At 43.3% G+C, this 15,620-nt stretch carries 19 protein-coding genes and 1 pseudogene; 10 read left to right on the forward strand and 10 right to left on the reverse strand.

Annotated features, from left to right (window positions below; genetic code table 11):
- Positions 1–7: 7 nt before the first annotated feature.
- The 7 genes from F6K54_RS07575 to F6K54_RS07605 all read right to left on the reverse strand — a co-directional run bounded on the left by F6K54_RS07575 (position 8) and on the right by F6K54_RS07605 (position 4,219).
- The gene (locus F6K54_RS07575) at positions 8–949 is read right to left on the reverse strand and encodes a hypothetical protein (RefSeq protein WP_293076125.1); all 942 of its coding nucleotides are present in this window, start codon (positions 947–949) and stop codon (positions 8–10) included.
- A gap of 206 nt (positions 950–1,155) precedes the next feature.
- The gene (locus F6K54_RS07580) at positions 1,156–1,770 is read right to left on the reverse strand and encodes a hypothetical protein (RefSeq protein WP_293076127.1); all 615 of its coding nucleotides are present in this window, start codon (positions 1,768–1,770) and stop codon (positions 1,156–1,158) included.
- Positions 1,771–2,032: 262 nt separating this feature from the next.
- Positions 2,033–2,656, reverse strand: coding sequence for a hypothetical protein (locus F6K54_RS07585; protein WP_293076129.1), 624 nt, complete (start codon positions 2,654–2,656; stop codon positions 2,033–2,035).
- Positions 2,657–2,909: 253 nt separating this feature from the next.
- Positions 2,910–3,206 (reverse strand): type II toxin-antitoxin system RelE/ParE family toxin, encoded by a 297-nt coding sequence (locus F6K54_RS07590; protein WP_293076131.1) that lies wholly within the window; start codon positions 3,204–3,206, stop codon positions 2,910–2,912.
- Positions 3,203–3,439, reverse strand: a complete 237-nt coding sequence (locus F6K54_RS07595; RefSeq protein WP_293076133.1) for an addiction module protein — start codon at positions 3,437–3,439, stop codon at positions 3,203–3,205. Before F6K54_RS07595 ends, F6K54_RS07590 begins: the two co-directional genes overlap by 4 nt.
- 298 nt (positions 3,440–3,737) lie before the next feature.
- Entirely contained in the window at positions 3,738–3,992 is a 255-nt protein-coding gene (locus F6K54_RS07600; protein ID WP_293076135.1) for a DUF5615 family PIN-like protein, read from the reverse strand.
- Positions 3,989–4,219: a DUF433 domain-containing protein gene (locus tag F6K54_RS07605; RefSeq protein WP_040935233.1), complete on the reverse strand. Its 231-nt coding sequence runs from the start codon at positions 4,217–4,219 to the stop codon at positions 3,989–3,991. The genes F6K54_RS07600 and F6K54_RS07605 overlap by 4 nt, the downstream gene beginning before the upstream one ends.
- Positions 4,220–4,238: 19 nt before the next feature.
- Between F6K54_RS07605 and F6K54_RS07610 the strand changes: the two genes are divergently transcribed.
- Entirely contained in the window at positions 4,239–4,379 is a 141-nt protein-coding gene (locus tag F6K54_RS07610; protein WP_293076139.1) for a hypothetical protein, read from the forward strand.
- 287 nt (positions 4,380–4,666) lie between these two features.
- Here the strand turns inward: F6K54_RS07610 and F6K54_RS07615 are convergent, their stop codons facing one another.
- Positions 4,667–5,335, reverse strand: a complete 669-nt coding sequence (locus tag F6K54_RS07615) for a PEP-CTERM sorting domain-containing protein (RefSeq protein WP_293076141.1) — start codon at positions 5,333–5,335, stop codon at positions 4,667–4,669.
- 558 nt (positions 5,336–5,893) lie between these two features.
- Here F6K54_RS07615 and F6K54_RS07620 point away from each other — a divergent pair.
- The 9 genes and pseudogenes from F6K54_RS07620 (at position 5,894) to F6K54_RS07660 (ending at position 14,325) form a co-directional block, all read left to right on the forward strand.
- On the forward strand, positions 5,894–6,745 hold the full coding sequence (locus F6K54_RS07620; RefSeq protein ID WP_293076143.1) for a class II fructose-bisphosphate aldolase: 852 nt from the start codon (positions 5,894–5,896) through the stop codon (positions 6,743–6,745).
- Positions 6,742–7,530, forward strand: coding sequence for an HAD-IA family hydrolase (locus F6K54_RS07625; RefSeq protein ID WP_293076145.1), 789 nt, complete (start codon positions 6,742–6,744; stop codon positions 7,528–7,530). Before F6K54_RS07620 ends, F6K54_RS07625 begins: the two co-directional genes overlap by 4 nt.
- A gap of 12 nt (positions 7,531–7,542) precedes the next feature.
- Positions 7,543–7,750, forward strand: a pseudogene (locus tag F6K54_RS07630) (IS630 family transposase); the annotation flags it as partial.
- A 215-nt stretch (positions 7,751–7,965) separates the two neighbouring features.
- On the forward strand, positions 7,966–8,289 hold the full coding sequence (locus F6K54_RS07635; RefSeq protein WP_293076147.1) for a hypothetical protein: 324 nt from the start codon (positions 7,966–7,968) through the stop codon (positions 8,287–8,289).
- A 161-nt stretch (positions 8,290–8,450) separates the two neighbouring features.
- A complete protein-coding gene (locus tag F6K54_RS07640; RefSeq protein WP_293076149.1) occupies positions 8,451–8,714 on the forward strand; it encodes a transposase in 264 nt (87 codons plus the stop codon).
- 843 nt (positions 8,715–9,557) lie between these two features.
- Entirely contained in the window at positions 9,558–10,196 is a 639-nt protein-coding gene (gene dhaL / locus F6K54_RS07645; protein ID WP_293076162.1) for a dihydroxyacetone kinase subunit DhaL, read from the forward strand.
- 47 nt (positions 10,197–10,243) lie between these two features.
- Positions 10,244–11,272: a dihydroxyacetone kinase subunit DhaK gene (dhaK, locus tag F6K54_RS07650; RefSeq protein ID WP_293076151.1), complete on the forward strand. Its 1,029-nt coding sequence runs from the start codon at positions 10,244–10,246 to the stop codon at positions 11,270–11,272.
- 455 nt (positions 11,273–11,727) lie between these two features.
- Complete coding sequence (locus F6K54_RS07655; RefSeq protein WP_293076153.1) at positions 11,728–12,873, forward strand: hypothetical protein; 1,146 nt, start codon at positions 11,728–11,730, stop codon at positions 12,871–12,873.
- A gap of 234 nt (positions 12,874–13,107) precedes the next feature.
- Complete coding sequence (locus tag F6K54_RS07660) at positions 13,108–14,325, forward strand: glutathione S-transferase family protein (RefSeq protein WP_293076154.1); 1,218 nt, start codon at positions 13,108–13,110, stop codon at positions 14,323–14,325.
- A gap of 130 nt (positions 14,326–14,455) precedes the next feature.
- Here F6K54_RS07660 and F6K54_RS07665 read toward each other — a convergent pair whose 3' ends face one another.
- Both F6K54_RS07665 and F6K54_RS07670 read right to left on the reverse strand, forming a co-directional pair.
- Positions 14,456–14,548: an addiction module protein gene (locus F6K54_RS07665; protein ID WP_293076156.1), complete on the reverse strand. Its 93-nt coding sequence runs from the start codon at positions 14,546–14,548 to the stop codon at positions 14,456–14,458.
- 355 nt (positions 14,549–14,903) lie between these two features.
- A partial coding sequence (locus F6K54_RS07670) for a hypothetical protein (RefSeq protein WP_293076158.1) occupies positions 14,904–15,620 on the reverse strand: 717 nt, incomplete at its 5' end.

Consider the following 15,620-nt stretch of genomic DNA (forward strand, 5'->3'; position numbering starts at 1 on the left):
CTCATTTTTAGAGAACTGACTGAAGTATACGTGCTAACAAACGAATTCCATCAGAACTTTTCATATTTTCCCAGGAAGGTGCCCAACCTTCAGATGCGGTTATTAAGGATTCATCAAGTTCTGGGTGAAACTGGGTAGTTAGTGCTTTCCGGCCATTATCCCAATAAATACCGGTTGCTGCAACCTCACATAACGGATCGCCACTTTGAGTATGTGTTGAAGCTAAAATTTCCACACCAATGGGTGCAGACATTAGGCTTTGTAGGTCGAGTATCGAGGCCGCTTCCAGGCTGTAAGCAGTTATCGCATGGTGAATTTGCTGATAAGCCCAACATACAAAGCGTATTGATTCTTCTGAGACTTCATTGCCATGAAATGCCTGAATGTGTAGATCGTTCTCGTATTGGAGTGCTACATCAATGATGGCATCAAAACGTTTTGCTACTACACGATATGCCTCGGTGATTTCAGTCGGAACATGAGGAATATCGATCCCATAAACAGGAAGTTCCTCGGCTTTATTTAATTTTTGCACAGCAATCAACTCAGCTAGACATTGCCCCCATCCCTCGCTAAAATCATTTTTTTTTGCTTCAACAATAATGACGATTGGCAAACCCAAAACAGTTTTACCTAATTCTGATTTGGTTGAGAACAAGTAATCAGGCGTTCCATTTAGTTTAGCATCATAAGTTATAGACTTGTGGCTCCAAAGAGTATATTTATCAACAAAACTTTTATAAACTTCTCTTAAAATTGGATAAATAATATTTTCGCATCTTGAATATTCAGATGTGTATATATCCATGTTCTGTTCACTGAATTTCAATTCCTGAACAAACAGATCGGAAGGTTTTAAATCGGTAATTTCAATAAAGTATGCTTCCAAATACTTGATATTATATTCTTCTTGAACTTGAGCAATAGTTTTATAATCACTAAAAGCCATAAATAATCCCTATTAGACATATCCGATAATAAAAAATAAAATCAATTATAGGATATAAATCATCAATTATTTCCCCCTACTAGACTGACACAGCTAAAACTGTGCAATAGATTTTGATTTCTAGGTGTCTTTATCTCCCCTACTCCCCCACTCCCCCACTCCCCTACTCCCTACTCCCCTACTCCCTACTCCCTACTCCCTACTCCCTACTCCCTCTTTATGAATTCCTGAAGAGGAGTTGCTAAGATACCAAGGATTTTGGCAACCTCCTTGATGTAATACTCATCCAGATCGATAGCAGCAACTTGGTCATTTAAGGTCAAAAACTTCCACAGGGTTCCGGTAGTGACTGCACCGAGAATTAGACCAATATTATTGGTTGCTGCATTGAATTTCTGAGCTGCCACCATCTCGGCAATACATTGGGCTAGTCCACCTTTAATATTTTCATTTTTGGCTTCCACTATAGTGATTATGGGCGCTTTTATTTCGTAAATCTCTGGTGAAGCCGTCAAAATATAATCGCAATAGCCGTGCAATCCCTTTTCTGGTTCAACACTAAATTCAGTTCCTGAAAAGAAGCCCACTTGCCCCTGAAAGCTGCGACGAATTTCGAGCAGAACGGGGGCAATAATCAGCTCAGACCGAGCTTTTTCAGTGTTCACTGCATTAGCGAGGGGCACATTTTCTGCTAGGGCGATCGCTAGGTAGTCACTGGGCTGACGTGGTTTTGTTTGAGAAAAAAGATTTTGACTTTCGTCAAGTTCGAGTCCAAAGGTGTTTTGGATGTTGGCAAGGGTTTTAAAGCTACTGTAGAACATGGAATGCTATTGAACTTTGGCGTTGAATCTGGACGATCAGGACACAATTAATATTATATCCGGATAAACACTAACTATAAAGTCATTGCGACTGGAACGGAGTGGAAGGAAGCAATCTCAGGGGTTTGAGATATTTCTCCTATTTATTCTTAATGATAACTATTCAACCGGACATGATATAACTATGTGTCCCGAACAACTTAATTCTACCACTTCGGAGATTTTCCTACCATCTTGGGGTCTGGTATCGTGCGATAGTCAGTCAATTCGTACTGGGTGTTTGGAGTGTAATCCCAAACAGAATCGCGAGAACTTTAGCCAAGTCATTGGGGACACCGTAGGTATTGATATCTTTTTGAATCAACTTTTTCTGGCGATGAAACAGACCAAATTTCCAGGTTTCTCCTGTCGTCACCGCTCCATAGAGATAGTCTCCAGGGGCATCAATCCACTTGTCTAGGGCAATCAGTTCCACTGCAAGCTGGGTAAATCCTTTACCGATATCGGCATTTTTCGCTTCAATAATCACGAGATTTTGAGGTGTGGGAATGAAGTAATCCAGATTTCCCTTGAGTTGGTTGCTGACTCGGATCGAATACTCAATCTTGAGGGGTGACTGGATAAATTTGCATACGGTTTTCAGCACTGGAAAAATTAGCGATTCTCGACGAGCAATTTCTGAGATGGGATCGACTAATGCCAAGTTTTCTGCCAATTCATGAGTCAGTGGGGTGGGATCTAGAGGTTGCTGTTCTGGGAGCTGGAGAGAAGCAGATTGGAAAGCAACTCCAAATTCAGCTAGAATATCGGCGGTGTCAAAGGGTAGGGTGCTATACTGGCTAAAGCTGTAACTTGCGGCAGGGTCAAGAATTGAAAGTTTCACCATTGTTTTACTCTGGCAGTTTTTAATGTGTTCGGTGTTTGTCTAGTCAGTATGGACTGTCTTTGATGGAAGTATAGCAAGCGATTGCAAAACAAAATGTCTACGATCGCAGCAGATAAACACCTCACGTTCTGAAAAGTTCAGTGGCGGGCACGAATATTTCAGGAAAGCCAAAGCGATCGCCAAGCCATCTGGTGCAGCGTAGGGTTAACCACTTCTGACTACAGTGGTTACTTATTCGGCTGCATTGATGGTGCTACATCCGATATCTCCATATCTGTGGGTCACGCTTACTGTGAAATACTGCCAATATAACAATCCGATCAGGTTCAACCTTGTACAGAACTAAATATGGAAACTTAGCGACAATGGCACGGCGAGCATCCTCAAAAACAATCTCACAAGCTTCTGGAAATGACTGAATACGGTCTAATACCTCAGTAACACAGGTGAGAAACTCAACTCCAAGTCCTCTTCGCTGTTGCTCATACCAATCGAACGCTTGATCGAATTCAGCCTGTGCCTCAACCCGAAATACAATTGGCAAACTCATTGCTGTATTCCTGCTCTAGAAAGTGCTTGAGCTTTAATGTCTTCCCAAGAGACCACTGATTGAGGATTAATTTGATGATCCGTGAGACGACGGGATAGTTCTTGCTGCTGTGCTTCTGTGAGCTTTTGCTGCTCTGGTTCGGCACTGATGCTGTCCCATAGGGCTTGAACTAACCAGATGCGATCTTCAATACTCAATGCTTTGGCTTGTTGTAGGGCTGTTGATCGCTCCATAACTATACTCCTGCAATAAAAATAGTGTATTATCTAATAATTTCCGTAAGTCCTGATAATTATAACCGATCGCGCCTCATCCAATCCACAATCGTTACAAAAATATACAAATTTCAGGCCCGGTGTTTGTCTCATCGGTATGGACTGTCTTTGATGGAAGTATAACAAGCGCTCGCAGACATTTTGTTTTGCGAGCGCAGTAGGTAAACACCTAGCGCATCATGATAAAGCAAGCAGGGATAAAGTCTCATCTTCGTAAAATAATTCGATAGCGCTAAACTCCCGACGCAGCAAATTTTCAACTTGTAATGTCGAACAGTTCCCGATGGCGTTGCCAAATCACTTTCGGTGGATTTCCAAATACTAAACTCAGATCGTGCATATCAGCATCTTTTGAGACGATCATTAAATCATTGTCTTTTGCATAATCCCAAACGATTGGGTCGATTGTCGCTTTCATGCCCACATCTCGAACGTGAAGCGAGTTTGGAAAAAGATCGCTAAAACGGTTTGGTAATTTAGGCGATAGATTTTCATCAAAAAGTAACTTCATGGGGATAATGGGGCGGTCATAAACCGACGCTCGCGGTCAGCAGCATAAGCAATGCAGGCTTTTAAATCTTCTCGCGTCAGATCGGGAAAATCGTCGAGAATTTCTGCTTCAGTCATCTCGGAAGCTAGGTACTCAAGGACTTCATAGACTGTAATACGCAAGCCACGGACGCAAGGCTTACCACCACGTTTTTCAGGCTCAATTGTAATGATATCTCGGTAGTTCATAAACTGGCATGAGGGAAAAATGTCTACTTACATTATATCGAAAACTTTTGCTGCCCGCAGACAGAGAAGACTTAAGCGAGCTTATTTGCAATGCGATCGCCAAGCTGTTTGGTTTAGGATAGGGCTAGGCAGGGAAACGTTCAGGGATGAGTTGAGTTAATCCTGTGGTATGTTCGCGCTTTGTTAACATACCTTACTGCTGTGGCTAGATTGGTTCCGCAAAGGGTTTTGGTGCGTTACGCAGAAGGAGAGATTCTCCATTTATTAATAGATATCTCCAGAAAAGAGGGAACAGGGAACAGGGAACAGGGAAGAATAATTGATAATTTCTGGATAAGAATTGATTTTGTTTTTTTATTTTTGGAGATGTCTAATAGATTGCTTCCCTGCTAACGCACCCTACACGATCAGCTTTAGTTAGACTTGGCGATCTGCTCCTTGAGTACATCACCGACGTCGTAACATTGCACTAAATCCAAATACTGCTATCAATCCAAATAAACTGACAGGTTCTGGAACAGATTCAGCAGGTGGAGATTCTGATGAAGACTGAAATCCTAAAGTTAAATGGAGTCTATCGATTTGCCCGACTGTATTGCCCATTGTAGTATGTGTCAATAAATTTCCATCAATGGCGTTTTCAACTGTTGAAGGAAATGCATTATCTCCGAGAGCAGTAAAGCTAGCCACAAAGTTTCCAAATTCAGATGGCTCTCCAGTAAAGTTGAGACCAATCTCTGCCAGATTCAAGCCACCACCAGCAGGCGAAGTTGCGTCGAATATCCTGGAAATTGTCAGGAATTCCCCGTCAAGATTAAATGTACCATCAGCATTAGAGTAGTATACATCGTAAAACTCTCTACCAACTACGCCACTAAAATCATTATTCCCTATGCCTAATGGGTTGTTGAGTTGATTAGTAAGCTGAGAGCTATTGATACCGAATGTGTATGGTGTGGGCGAGCTGCCGCCTGTTCTTTCCCAAAAAGTAACTGATGTGAGGTTAGGGATATCTCGTATTGCTATAGCTTGAGCCTCTGATGATAAAACTGCAGAAGATAGAACTGCATACAAAAGTGCTAATTTTAGATATCTCTTTTTGTTTACTTGTTTCACTTTGTCTGTTTAAACTTTTTTAATAGGACTTATCATATCATAGTAGCATGAATATAGTTTTTGGAACAGCAAACTTTGAACGGAAACAGATAAAAAGTAGCATGAATATAGTTTTTAGAACAGCAAACTTTGAACGGAAATAGATAAAACAGCTATTTTTGAACTGAATTGTGCATCTCTCTGGCTGAGGATAGACGTGCGAAACTTGCGCAACCTGAAGTATATGAAGGCTTTTGCCATTGCCTAAAATTTTGCCTAGTCAACAGTGTTGATGTATTTGCCGCTACAAGAGCGAGTTTCGGCTTTATTTTGGGCTTAGATTTTGTCTAAGTCCCGTTAAAATTCATAAAACTACATATAAAATAGACAAAAATCGTGATATGTTTAGAAATTGAATGGGTTTTAAGTGTAATTTGTATCACAAGATACAATGTCCCTGCTGCTTGTTTCCTTGTTTTTTGAAAGCTTCTCAAAGATGCGATCGCATTTCTCAATGACAGCTTGGACGATATCGTGAGGTAAATGTAGTCTTTAACCTCATACAGAAAGGAGATAAGAATGACTGTTGTCACCCTACCAGAAATTATGAACCCGGCCTTTGAAAATAGGTACGGGGTTCCGGCATTTAATGCTTTCGATGATATTACGATGGATGGCTTGATTAAGGGTGCAGAGGAGTCTCGCTCCCCCTTAATTATTCAAATCTCAGTTAAAACGATTAAATTCTGGGGAGCCAAAGTCATCCAGGATATGTTTAGCAACATGGCCGAACGAGCCTCAGTCCCCGTAACCCTCCACTTGGATCATTGCCCAGACCCCGAAATCGTGAAAGAAACGCTCCGTTTGGGTTGGAACTCGGTACTATTTGATGGATCGGGGTTCTCTTTTGAGGAAAACTTTCGGACGACTCAAGAAATTACCAAATATGCGGCTCAGTACGGATCTCATGTAGAAGGAGAAGTGGTCGCCGTGGGTGGTGTTGAAGACGACATCGGTAGCGATACAGAAGGGCAACTGATATCAATTGAACAGGCGATCGCCTTTGTCAAGGAAACTGGGATTTACTGTTATGCACCTGCTATTGGTACCGCACACGGTTTTTACAAGGCGACCCCACAAATTCGCTACGGTAGAATGGAGCAGATAGTGGCAGCGACCAATACTCCAATGGTCTTGCACGGGGGCAGCGGTCTGACTGATGATGTCTTTTTACGGCTGATTAGTCTGGGCACAGCTAAGGTGAATATCTCCACTGCACTCAAGCAAACTTATGCCGATCGCTTCCGCACGTACCTCGAAGAACGACCAACCGAATATAACCCCTTGAAATTGGTTGGGGCAGTACATAGTGAGGTAATAAAATTGACGCAGCACTATTGTAAGTTGTTTGGCAGTGAAGGAAAAGCATGAAAAAAGCACTAATCTTTGATTGCGATGGGGTTTTGGCTGACACCGAGCGAGATGGTCATTTAGTAGCATTTAACCAAATGTGGCGCGAACATGGCATCAATTGGCAGTGGAGCCTGGAACAATATGCCCAGAAAGTTAAAATTGGCGGAGGCAAAGAACGAATGTTCAGCTTGGGAAAAGATGACGATTTTCGGGCTGTGTATCCGGTTCCAGAGTCGGAGTCAGGCTGGTGGAATATTGTCATGGGTTGGCATAAGCGCAAAACGGAAATTTATAAGCAGGCGATCGCTTCCGGGGAAATTCCTGGTCGTCCCGGTGTTAAACGCCTAGCCCAGACAGCTTTCGCAAATGGTTGGCTCCTCGCAGTTTGTTCGACTTCTGCGATCGCTTCTGTAGAGGCAGTGCTGCGTCACGTCATGGGAGTTGAATTGGCTAGTCAATTCGCTGGAGTTTTTGCAGGCGATATGGTAAAAGCCAAAAAACCCGCCCCAGATGTGTATAATCTCGCTGTGGAAAAATTAAACTTAGATCCGGCTAACTGCGTAGTCATAGAAGATTCGCGAAATGGTTTGCTCGCTGCTACTGCTGCCCGGATGACCTGTATAGTCACATACAATGAGTTGACCAAAAATGAGGATTTTAGTGAAGCGGCATTAGTGTTGTCAGATTTCGGAGAACCCGGTAACAAGTCGATCGCGATCAGTCAAAATCGGATTAATGTTAAACCACAGGGATATTTTACCGTAGATGATCTGGAGCAGGTTTTGGCTGATTCCCAAGCCTAAGACCTTTTCATCATTGATCTGTTTTTTCTGCCGAGTCATTCACCAGAACTACAACCCGCAGAACGTTTGTGGCCTTTAACTAATGAAGCGATCGCTAACCACTCGCCGGAAAACTTAGATGAAGCTCGAACATCTGCTGGTCTATCGCTGCCAGAAAATTATGGAGCAGCAGGAATTTGTTCAGGGTTTAACCTGTTTTCACGCTGTGGCCTCAAACTAGAAATGCTTAATCATCACTAATCATCCGGACATGATATAATACGCAAGCCACGGACGTAATGCTTACCACGCTGCTACTGTACCTCATAACTGCGGGAACTGCTGTAAAATCTGGATTGATTAAAACAAAAATAAAAATATTATAAAATTAATGATGTAATTTGAATAAATGATGTAGTTTGAATAGCAGCTAAAAGTTAGGAGCTTGAAAAAATCATGAAAAAGTTAGTAAGCTTGGTCTTAGCGACTATGATTTTGTGTGTTGGGATGATAGTTAGCCTTGAAGCAGCGACAGCTGGGGAGACTTATTTTGAAGATAGACAACAAATAAGTCTATGGAATGAGGTGAGTGAGTTTATACAGAATATGGAGAGGAGAGGGTTAAGGGTTCAATTAAACGGAAACAGTTGGATAAATAATTTTTCGGGTAGTAGAAATGATATAAAATTATTTGAACAGTTGTGTGAAGAAAAAGAGGGAGCAGTTTGGGTAAATAAGGACATTGAATATTGGGAGGTGTGTGAATTGCAGGGAAGGTAGAGAGGAAGGTAGAATTCAAGCCAAGTTTAGAATCCATACCTCGGTTATTAGCTTTGGGGTTGAACGTAGAACAAGTTGCCTAAGCTTTAGAATTAGAAGTCGAACAAGTCAGACAAGTAGCACAACAGTTTTCTGGTAGTTGAAAGAAAAAACGATCACGATTGCAATACCTAAACAGACATAAAACCAAGTTTTCGTCTAATTGGAAAAAAGCACAGCTAAAAATAGCTAAATTACACAACAAAATAGCTGACATCAGGAAAGATAAATTGCATAAACTGACTACCTATTTGGCTAAAAACCACAACCCACCCCCATCCCCTCCCGGGAGGGGAGCTAGAGGGGTGGGTGAAGACTTAAATGTATCAGGAATGATGTCAAATCACAAGCTAGCTAAGGCCGCCCTAGTCTATAGGTTTTTATGAGTTTCGTAGGCAGTTGGAGTACAAGTGTGAGTTATACGGTTCTGAGCTAGTTGTTATGGATAGATGGTTTCCTAGTCTCTAAGACTTGCAGTAGGTGTGGAGCTGAATCGCGAGTCTCTGTTGTGATCAGAGCGCGTTTTCAATTGCGAACACTGCAATTTTAGCTGTGATTGCTCCGCAACGCTAGCGCGAACGAGACTTAAATGCAGCGTTAAATTTAGCTATGGCGGTCAGTTTGACCGTGACAGCCTGTGGACTGGATAACGCCGACGTTACCGAGTGGGAAGCAGGAATAGAACAGATAATCATAGATTTCTATAGATTATCGTAGGTTTCTAAGAACGGAAGTATAGCAAGCGATCTCAAAACAAAATGTTTGCGATTGCACTAGGTAAACACCTCACGCTCTGAAAAGTTCAGTGGCGGGTACGAATTTTTCAGGAGAGCCAAAGTGATCGTCAAACTATTCGGTTCAGCACAGAGCTAGACACGGAAACATTAAAGAAGGAGTTGAGTTAATCCTAACGAAAGTTTTATTCTTTATTCAATTTCGCATAAAGTTTATTAAAAAAGTCACGACGACTGCCCATGTAGGCGAACCCATAGCAGCGATTCGGTTTCATCCGCGTTAGTCGTCGCTGTTGGCTGAGGATAGAGGTGCGAAACTTGCGCAAAACCGCCCGATAGTCCAGCTTGGGGTGCAGATTCGCCAAAATCTGTTCCCGCAAGTCGATCGGGATTTAAAAGGTGCGTGAGGGCTTTCCTTCGTGCATTGGTTGATCCACCCTATCTTAGATATTGTATTTGTTGGCAAGTGTTAGTCAAAAAGTATCGGAGAGAAAGATGGCGCGAAGTAGTTTGGAGAATATAGAACTGGTCGTGCGCACGATCGCCCAAACATCTATTGATAATGAAAAATATTTTACCGAGTTGGATGGTGTGGTCGGTGATGGGGACTTCGGCACCTCCCTGGAAAGTGGCTTTGGTGCAATTTTGTCACAATGGGACAAAATAGACCGCAGTAGCGGTGAGAGTTTTTTGCTCGGATGTGCTAAAATTATCTCCAGAAATATTGGCGGCACTTCCGGTTCAATTTGGCGGGCTGCTTTTCGGAGTGCTGGCAAGAGCATTAGCGATAAAGAAATGCTGACCGCCGAAGATGTCGTGACCATGTTTCGGGCTGCGGCAGATGGAATTATGGATCGCGGGGGAGCAAACTTAGGCGACAAAACGTTGCTGGATGCCTTAGTCCCAGCGGCAGATGCTTTTGAGCAAACGATCGCCAATGGTGGTAATACTCAAGAAGCGATCGATGCAGCGGCCAAAACAGCACGAGAGCAGGCAGAAATCACGAAAGCTTGGGTCGCCAAACGAGGTCGCGCATCTTACACAGGCGAACGCAGTAAAGATACTTATGATGCTGGGGCAGTAGCTGTGGCTGTGATGTTTGAGAATGTCGCCACTGCCTGGGCAAAATTTTAAGGGTTAAAACCCACTGAAAACCTTTTTATGAAGCAGGAAAAAAATCAATGAAGAAATTTGTTAATAATCCCAAACAATTTGTTCCCGAAATGCTCAAGGGAATTGAGCTTGCTAATCCGGGTAAGGTCAAATACGTCCCCGACTACAACCTGATTATGCGAGCCGATGCTCCCAATGACAATAAAGTCTCGATCATTCAGGGTTCCGGTTCCGGCCACGAACCAGCCCATGTGATGATTGTCGGCCAGGGGATGCTTGACGGGGCCTGTCCGGGGGATGTTTTTTCGGCCCCGCCAATTGATTATGTGGTCGAGTCTTCCAAACTACTCAACTCAGCCAAAGGAGTGTTGCATATTGTCAACAACTATACAGGCGATCGAGCAGCTTTCCGCGATGCCGCTGAAGAATTGGAAGATGAAGGGATTACGGTAAAAACTATTTTTGTCGATGATGATGTAGCGGTTAAAGACAGCCTCTACACTGTAGGTAGGCGTGGGGTAGCTGGCAACTTTTTTGTCATCAAAGCGGTTGGCGCAGCGGCAGAAAAAGGCGCTTCCCTAGATGAATTGGTTGCTCTAGGTAATCGTGTTAATGATGTTATCCGTTCTATGGGGATGGCTTTGACTGGCTGCACTCCCCCTGCAAAAGGCGAACCCATTTTCACCCTGGCAGAAGATGAAGTTGAGATGGGCGTCGGCATTCATGGGGAACCAGGCCGGGCCCGGGAAAAACTAACCAGCGCCAATGAAATAGTCGATCAAATGCTGGAAGCCATTATCACCGATTCCAAGCCAATCTCAGAAACCGAAACCGCTGCCCCCATCTTTAATAGTGGCGATGAAGTGGCACTGATGATCAATGGTTTAGGGGGTACGCCAATTTCCGAACTTTATCTGCTGTATGGCTATGCTCACGAACAGTTGGAAGCCAAAGGTATCAAGGTGTGGCGCAGCTATGTGGGCGAATATTGCACCTCATTGGAAATGGCCGGAATGTCAATTACCTTATGTAAGGTGGATGATGAGTTGAAAGACTTGTTGTTAGAACCAGCCGAGATTCCAATTCGGGTATTTTAGAGATTTGAGAGATATAGCACTACGCATTTTCGTAGCTGCATTCCGGATGTAAAACAGCCTCAAATCTTTGCCAGGCTTAGATTTTAAATTTATGAACTTACCCTACTTATGATTGCCGCTTGCGATCAGCTTGCTAAACTGCGCCGAATTATAATAGAATAACTACAAACTTAAAATAATGATATTTGGCCTTATACTGTTGAATATCATTCAAGTTAAGCTGTCGCGCATTTAGATTGCGTCCGAGCGGGGCTTATGCATGAGTGCTTGCCCACAGTGCGTAGATTTCGCCCGCTATACGGAACGCCGATTCAAATCTGTAACAGGTTATCTCACAATTTCACACTGGCGAATTTCAAGTCATTGTTAAATTTAAGCTATCAAGTAGAGTCGGCGATCGCAACTGTTTTTTCTCAGATTGTCTTTTCTCATTTTATCCTGCAAAAAGGAAAATTATGACCAAAAACGATTACACGCAACTACAACCGCCTGCAAAAAACCCTAATAACATCCAAGCAAAGAAGTATTACGTTTTCAATGAGACTGGCAATATCATGTTTGTCACCACTCTTGAGTCAAATGAGGCTATTGAACAGTCGGCTCGCTCTCTTTTTAATGAGGTGTCCGTGTTTTTTGCGGGAATGACCCGAGCAATACAACAAACGATTAACCCAACAACAAACAAACCGTATTCTCTATATAACTACAATGCCTTGTCAGCCATTATCAGTGGATCGGGTTTGTTCGTTCACATCCAAGAGGAAGACGTGATGTACAGCACAAATAGTGTAGGTGTAACTTTCAGCACCGGGCTGATTGAGGCGTTGATAGGCATAGCCTTCGCCGAATCCGAGATCGGGTTTGCACGTGGCTTGATCGCCTCCATTGGACAAGAAGCAATTACGTTGAGCACTTCAACATCGAAAACTGATTCTAAAGCGGCCAGCATCATATTTGTTTGCGAATATCTCCTAGGAATGCCCCTCGTCAGTGCGATTGTGGTTTATGTCGATTGCCTAGAAAACGAACGCGAAATAAAGATCGGGCCATGCTTTCAGGCAAGCTCCACGAACACGGAGTGGAAACTCCACAAAGATACATACTTATTTGTGTCTCCAAGCTTCATCAAACAATATGCCGGAGATCTGGAGTCAGTCAATTCTGACCCACAGTATCTTGAAATGATACATTGGCTGCAGGATTTGGTGCTGCGGAAACCCGAAATATTTTTTCTGGAAACCAAGGGGGGCGATCAAGTACCTTCTGGATCGCAGCTCTCAGTCAAGGAGAAGTACATCATCGGGGGTCAGTTCTTGCCCAGTGACAATACAACCAAGCTGAAATTTGTCGGCGGGGCGGACCTCACTACCGATGCGACTTTTACCCCCACCGCGATTACCTTTTCTGTGGGAGATGTCAAACAGCCGACGGCTGCTCCTATTGGTGTGTACACCTCTGCTTCGGATAAAGACCCAGTAGCAACCACCCCCGGGTCATTCTCTATAGAGTCCTCAGCAAACGAAGATGGAGAAATACTTAGTGAGGAGGAAGGAGAGAGTAAGCCGTCCGCTTCCTCTACAGAAGAGAAAGTGGACAATTAACTGAGAGCGCCGTATTCCTTCCTAATCAAACCATGGTTTTCTATAGTCCTCAAACTGCTAACCATCAGACTCCGAGTCGGAGAAATGAAGTTGTGATCAAACTGAACATACTTTTCTGGAGTAATATTTAGTGATAAAAAACTTGATCCCTTCTAATCTTTTTTCCCTTCTGCCTTCTGCCTTCTGCCTTCATTCCTCCAAAGTGTAACTATTCAACCGGACATGATATAATTTATGAGAACGACCAAATCTTTGCCTTTGAGTTGGGAAGAACTACAACAACTCGCTACATTTGAGCGAGATACCATTAACGGACCAACCAATTCCCAAGCGAGATTGCGGCTGTTTGGACAAGCCGAATCAGATGTGCGAGTTACTCTTTATCGCGATCATCATGCTTGGTGTCCTTATTGCCAAAAAGTGTGGCTGTGGTTGGAGGAAAAGCAGATTCCTTACCGTATCGAGAAAGTCACTATGTTCTGTTATGGAACGAAAGAAAAGTGGTATAAGCAAAAGGTGCGATCGGGAATGCTTCCAGCGGTAGAACTTGACGGTCAGTTAATTACAGAAAGTGATGATATCTTGTTAGCATTAGAAAAGGCATTTGGCCCATTAAATCAGGTAGGAATGGGCGATCGCCGAGCGCTGCCTCTGCGCCAGCTAGAACGCCTACTCTTTCGTGGCTGGTGTACTTGGTTGTGCTACCCCACGCGATCGCAAAGGGAGGAACAACGCAGTCGAGATCAATTTACCACCATCGTGGCTCAAGTTGAAGCGGCTCTGGCCAATACTCCAGGACCTTATTTTCTGGAAGAATTTGGTATAGTTGATGTGGTTTTTACTCCCTATGTTGAGCGGATGAATGCCAGCCTCTACTATTACAAAGGCTATTCATTGCGGGAAGAAAACCCAAAGTTCTCTGATTGGTTTGATGCTATGGAAACCCGATCCACCTATCGAGGGACACAAAGCGATTTTCATACCCATGCCCACGATTTACCACCGCAAATGGGCGGATGCTATCCTAACCAAGAATCTCAAACTGAGATTAATCAAAAACGAGTCGATTGCGGTCCTTGGTTCGGATTACCAGATGTGATGTACCCAGAACCCGAAACGTCCCGAACAGAAGCTCTGCACCGGGCAATCAAGCATCGTCATAATATCATTCGCGTTAATCCAGCGGACGATCGCCTTTTTGATGAAGCCTTGCGTTGCGCTCTGACTTACATGATAACAGGAGAACTATGTCCGCCACCATCTGCTTCTGACCCAGCTCTGCGCTACCTGCGCGATCGTATTAGTGTACCGAGAGATATGTCCATCTATGCCGCTAAACGACTGAGAGAAGCATTAGAAACCACGGCAGCTTTATCTGGCGATCGTCAAGGAATACCTATTCCGGTGCGCGATCGGCGCGATCAAAATCCAGCTAATTTCAGCCAAATTTAACAATGGATTGGGAATTTTCCTCTTCAAATCTTTGATTGCAGAGGGAATCCCCTATTTTATTTTCAATCTAATACCTCAGTAATATCAAATGATGATCCGTGAGACAACGAGATAGTTATTGCTGCTGTGCTTATGTGAGATCAAGCTGCTCTGGTTCGGCACTGATGCTGTCCCATAGGGCTTGAACTAACCAGATGCGATCGTCAATACTCAATAATACCATTTTGAAAAAAGAATGTTACGAATAATAAGCACCATAAAAAGACTTTCAGATAAAGTCTGTTTCACGAAAAAGGTAATTTCCAACATCAAAAATGGTATTATATCATGTTCGGTTGAATAGTTATGATTAGGATATAGATGGAAGAGATATCTCAAACCCCTGAGATTGCTTTCTTCCACTCCGTTTCAGTCGCAATGACTTTATTGTAAGTGATCATCCGAACATGATATTAAATCTATCCATTCTGCATTCTAAATTCTAAATTCGCGCATTAGAATAAATACCCTAACTATTTGTAGCAAACATTTATCAATTTGGTATAACCCAACCTACCGCGAAGGGTGTTCGCACTGGTTCAGAATGTGGAAGAAGGGGGTACGGCTAATCGATGCAAAGTTTGTTCTGCATACTGGGGATTTAACATATCGAGATCGAAGACAGTGTCTAGATTCTGGGCAAACTGCCAGATCAGAACCGGGCAATTCACGGGAGTTTCAGGTGTTGCTTCATACCCCTCATTCCAACTTGGCAGACTTCCTTGCCACCCTTCAGCGTAGGGATAACCTGCAATCCAAAGACCAGAGCATATAGCCCCGCCAGCGATAGAACTATTGAGTTGTTCTGCTGAAGCGTTGTCCGCAACACTCATATAAACACCAGGCAGTAGTTTCACTTCAGAAGTACTGGCATTCTGAATAGCCTGAGACCAAGCTAGATAATAAGTTGGATTGAGTGGAGGTTCAGACTCTTCTACATCCAGGAAAATGTAAAATTCTTTTCCCTGGGAAGCCAGATTATTTTCGCCGAGATCTTTCAAGAAAGTCTGAGCTTGTACCTGAGCATCTTTTTGAGCACATTGAACACTACTAGAGCTCACATCCAGGGTTGAAGACGCCACAGGGAGTAAAGCAATGTTGCTTGAACTAAGGGGTTGATTTTCCTGGCTTGGTTCATATTGTAGAGAAGTAAACGGTTGTGGATCTGTACATCTACCCCCAAAAGGACCTTCAAAATAACGTCCCCAAAAACTTGGAGTTTCACCTAAAAAGTCGGTTGCTTGAGAGATTGAAGA

Source organism: Okeania sp. SIO3B5 (assembly GCF_010692555.1).
Lineage (GTDB): Bacteria > Cyanobacteriota > Cyanobacteriia > Cyanobacteriales > Microcoleaceae > Okeania.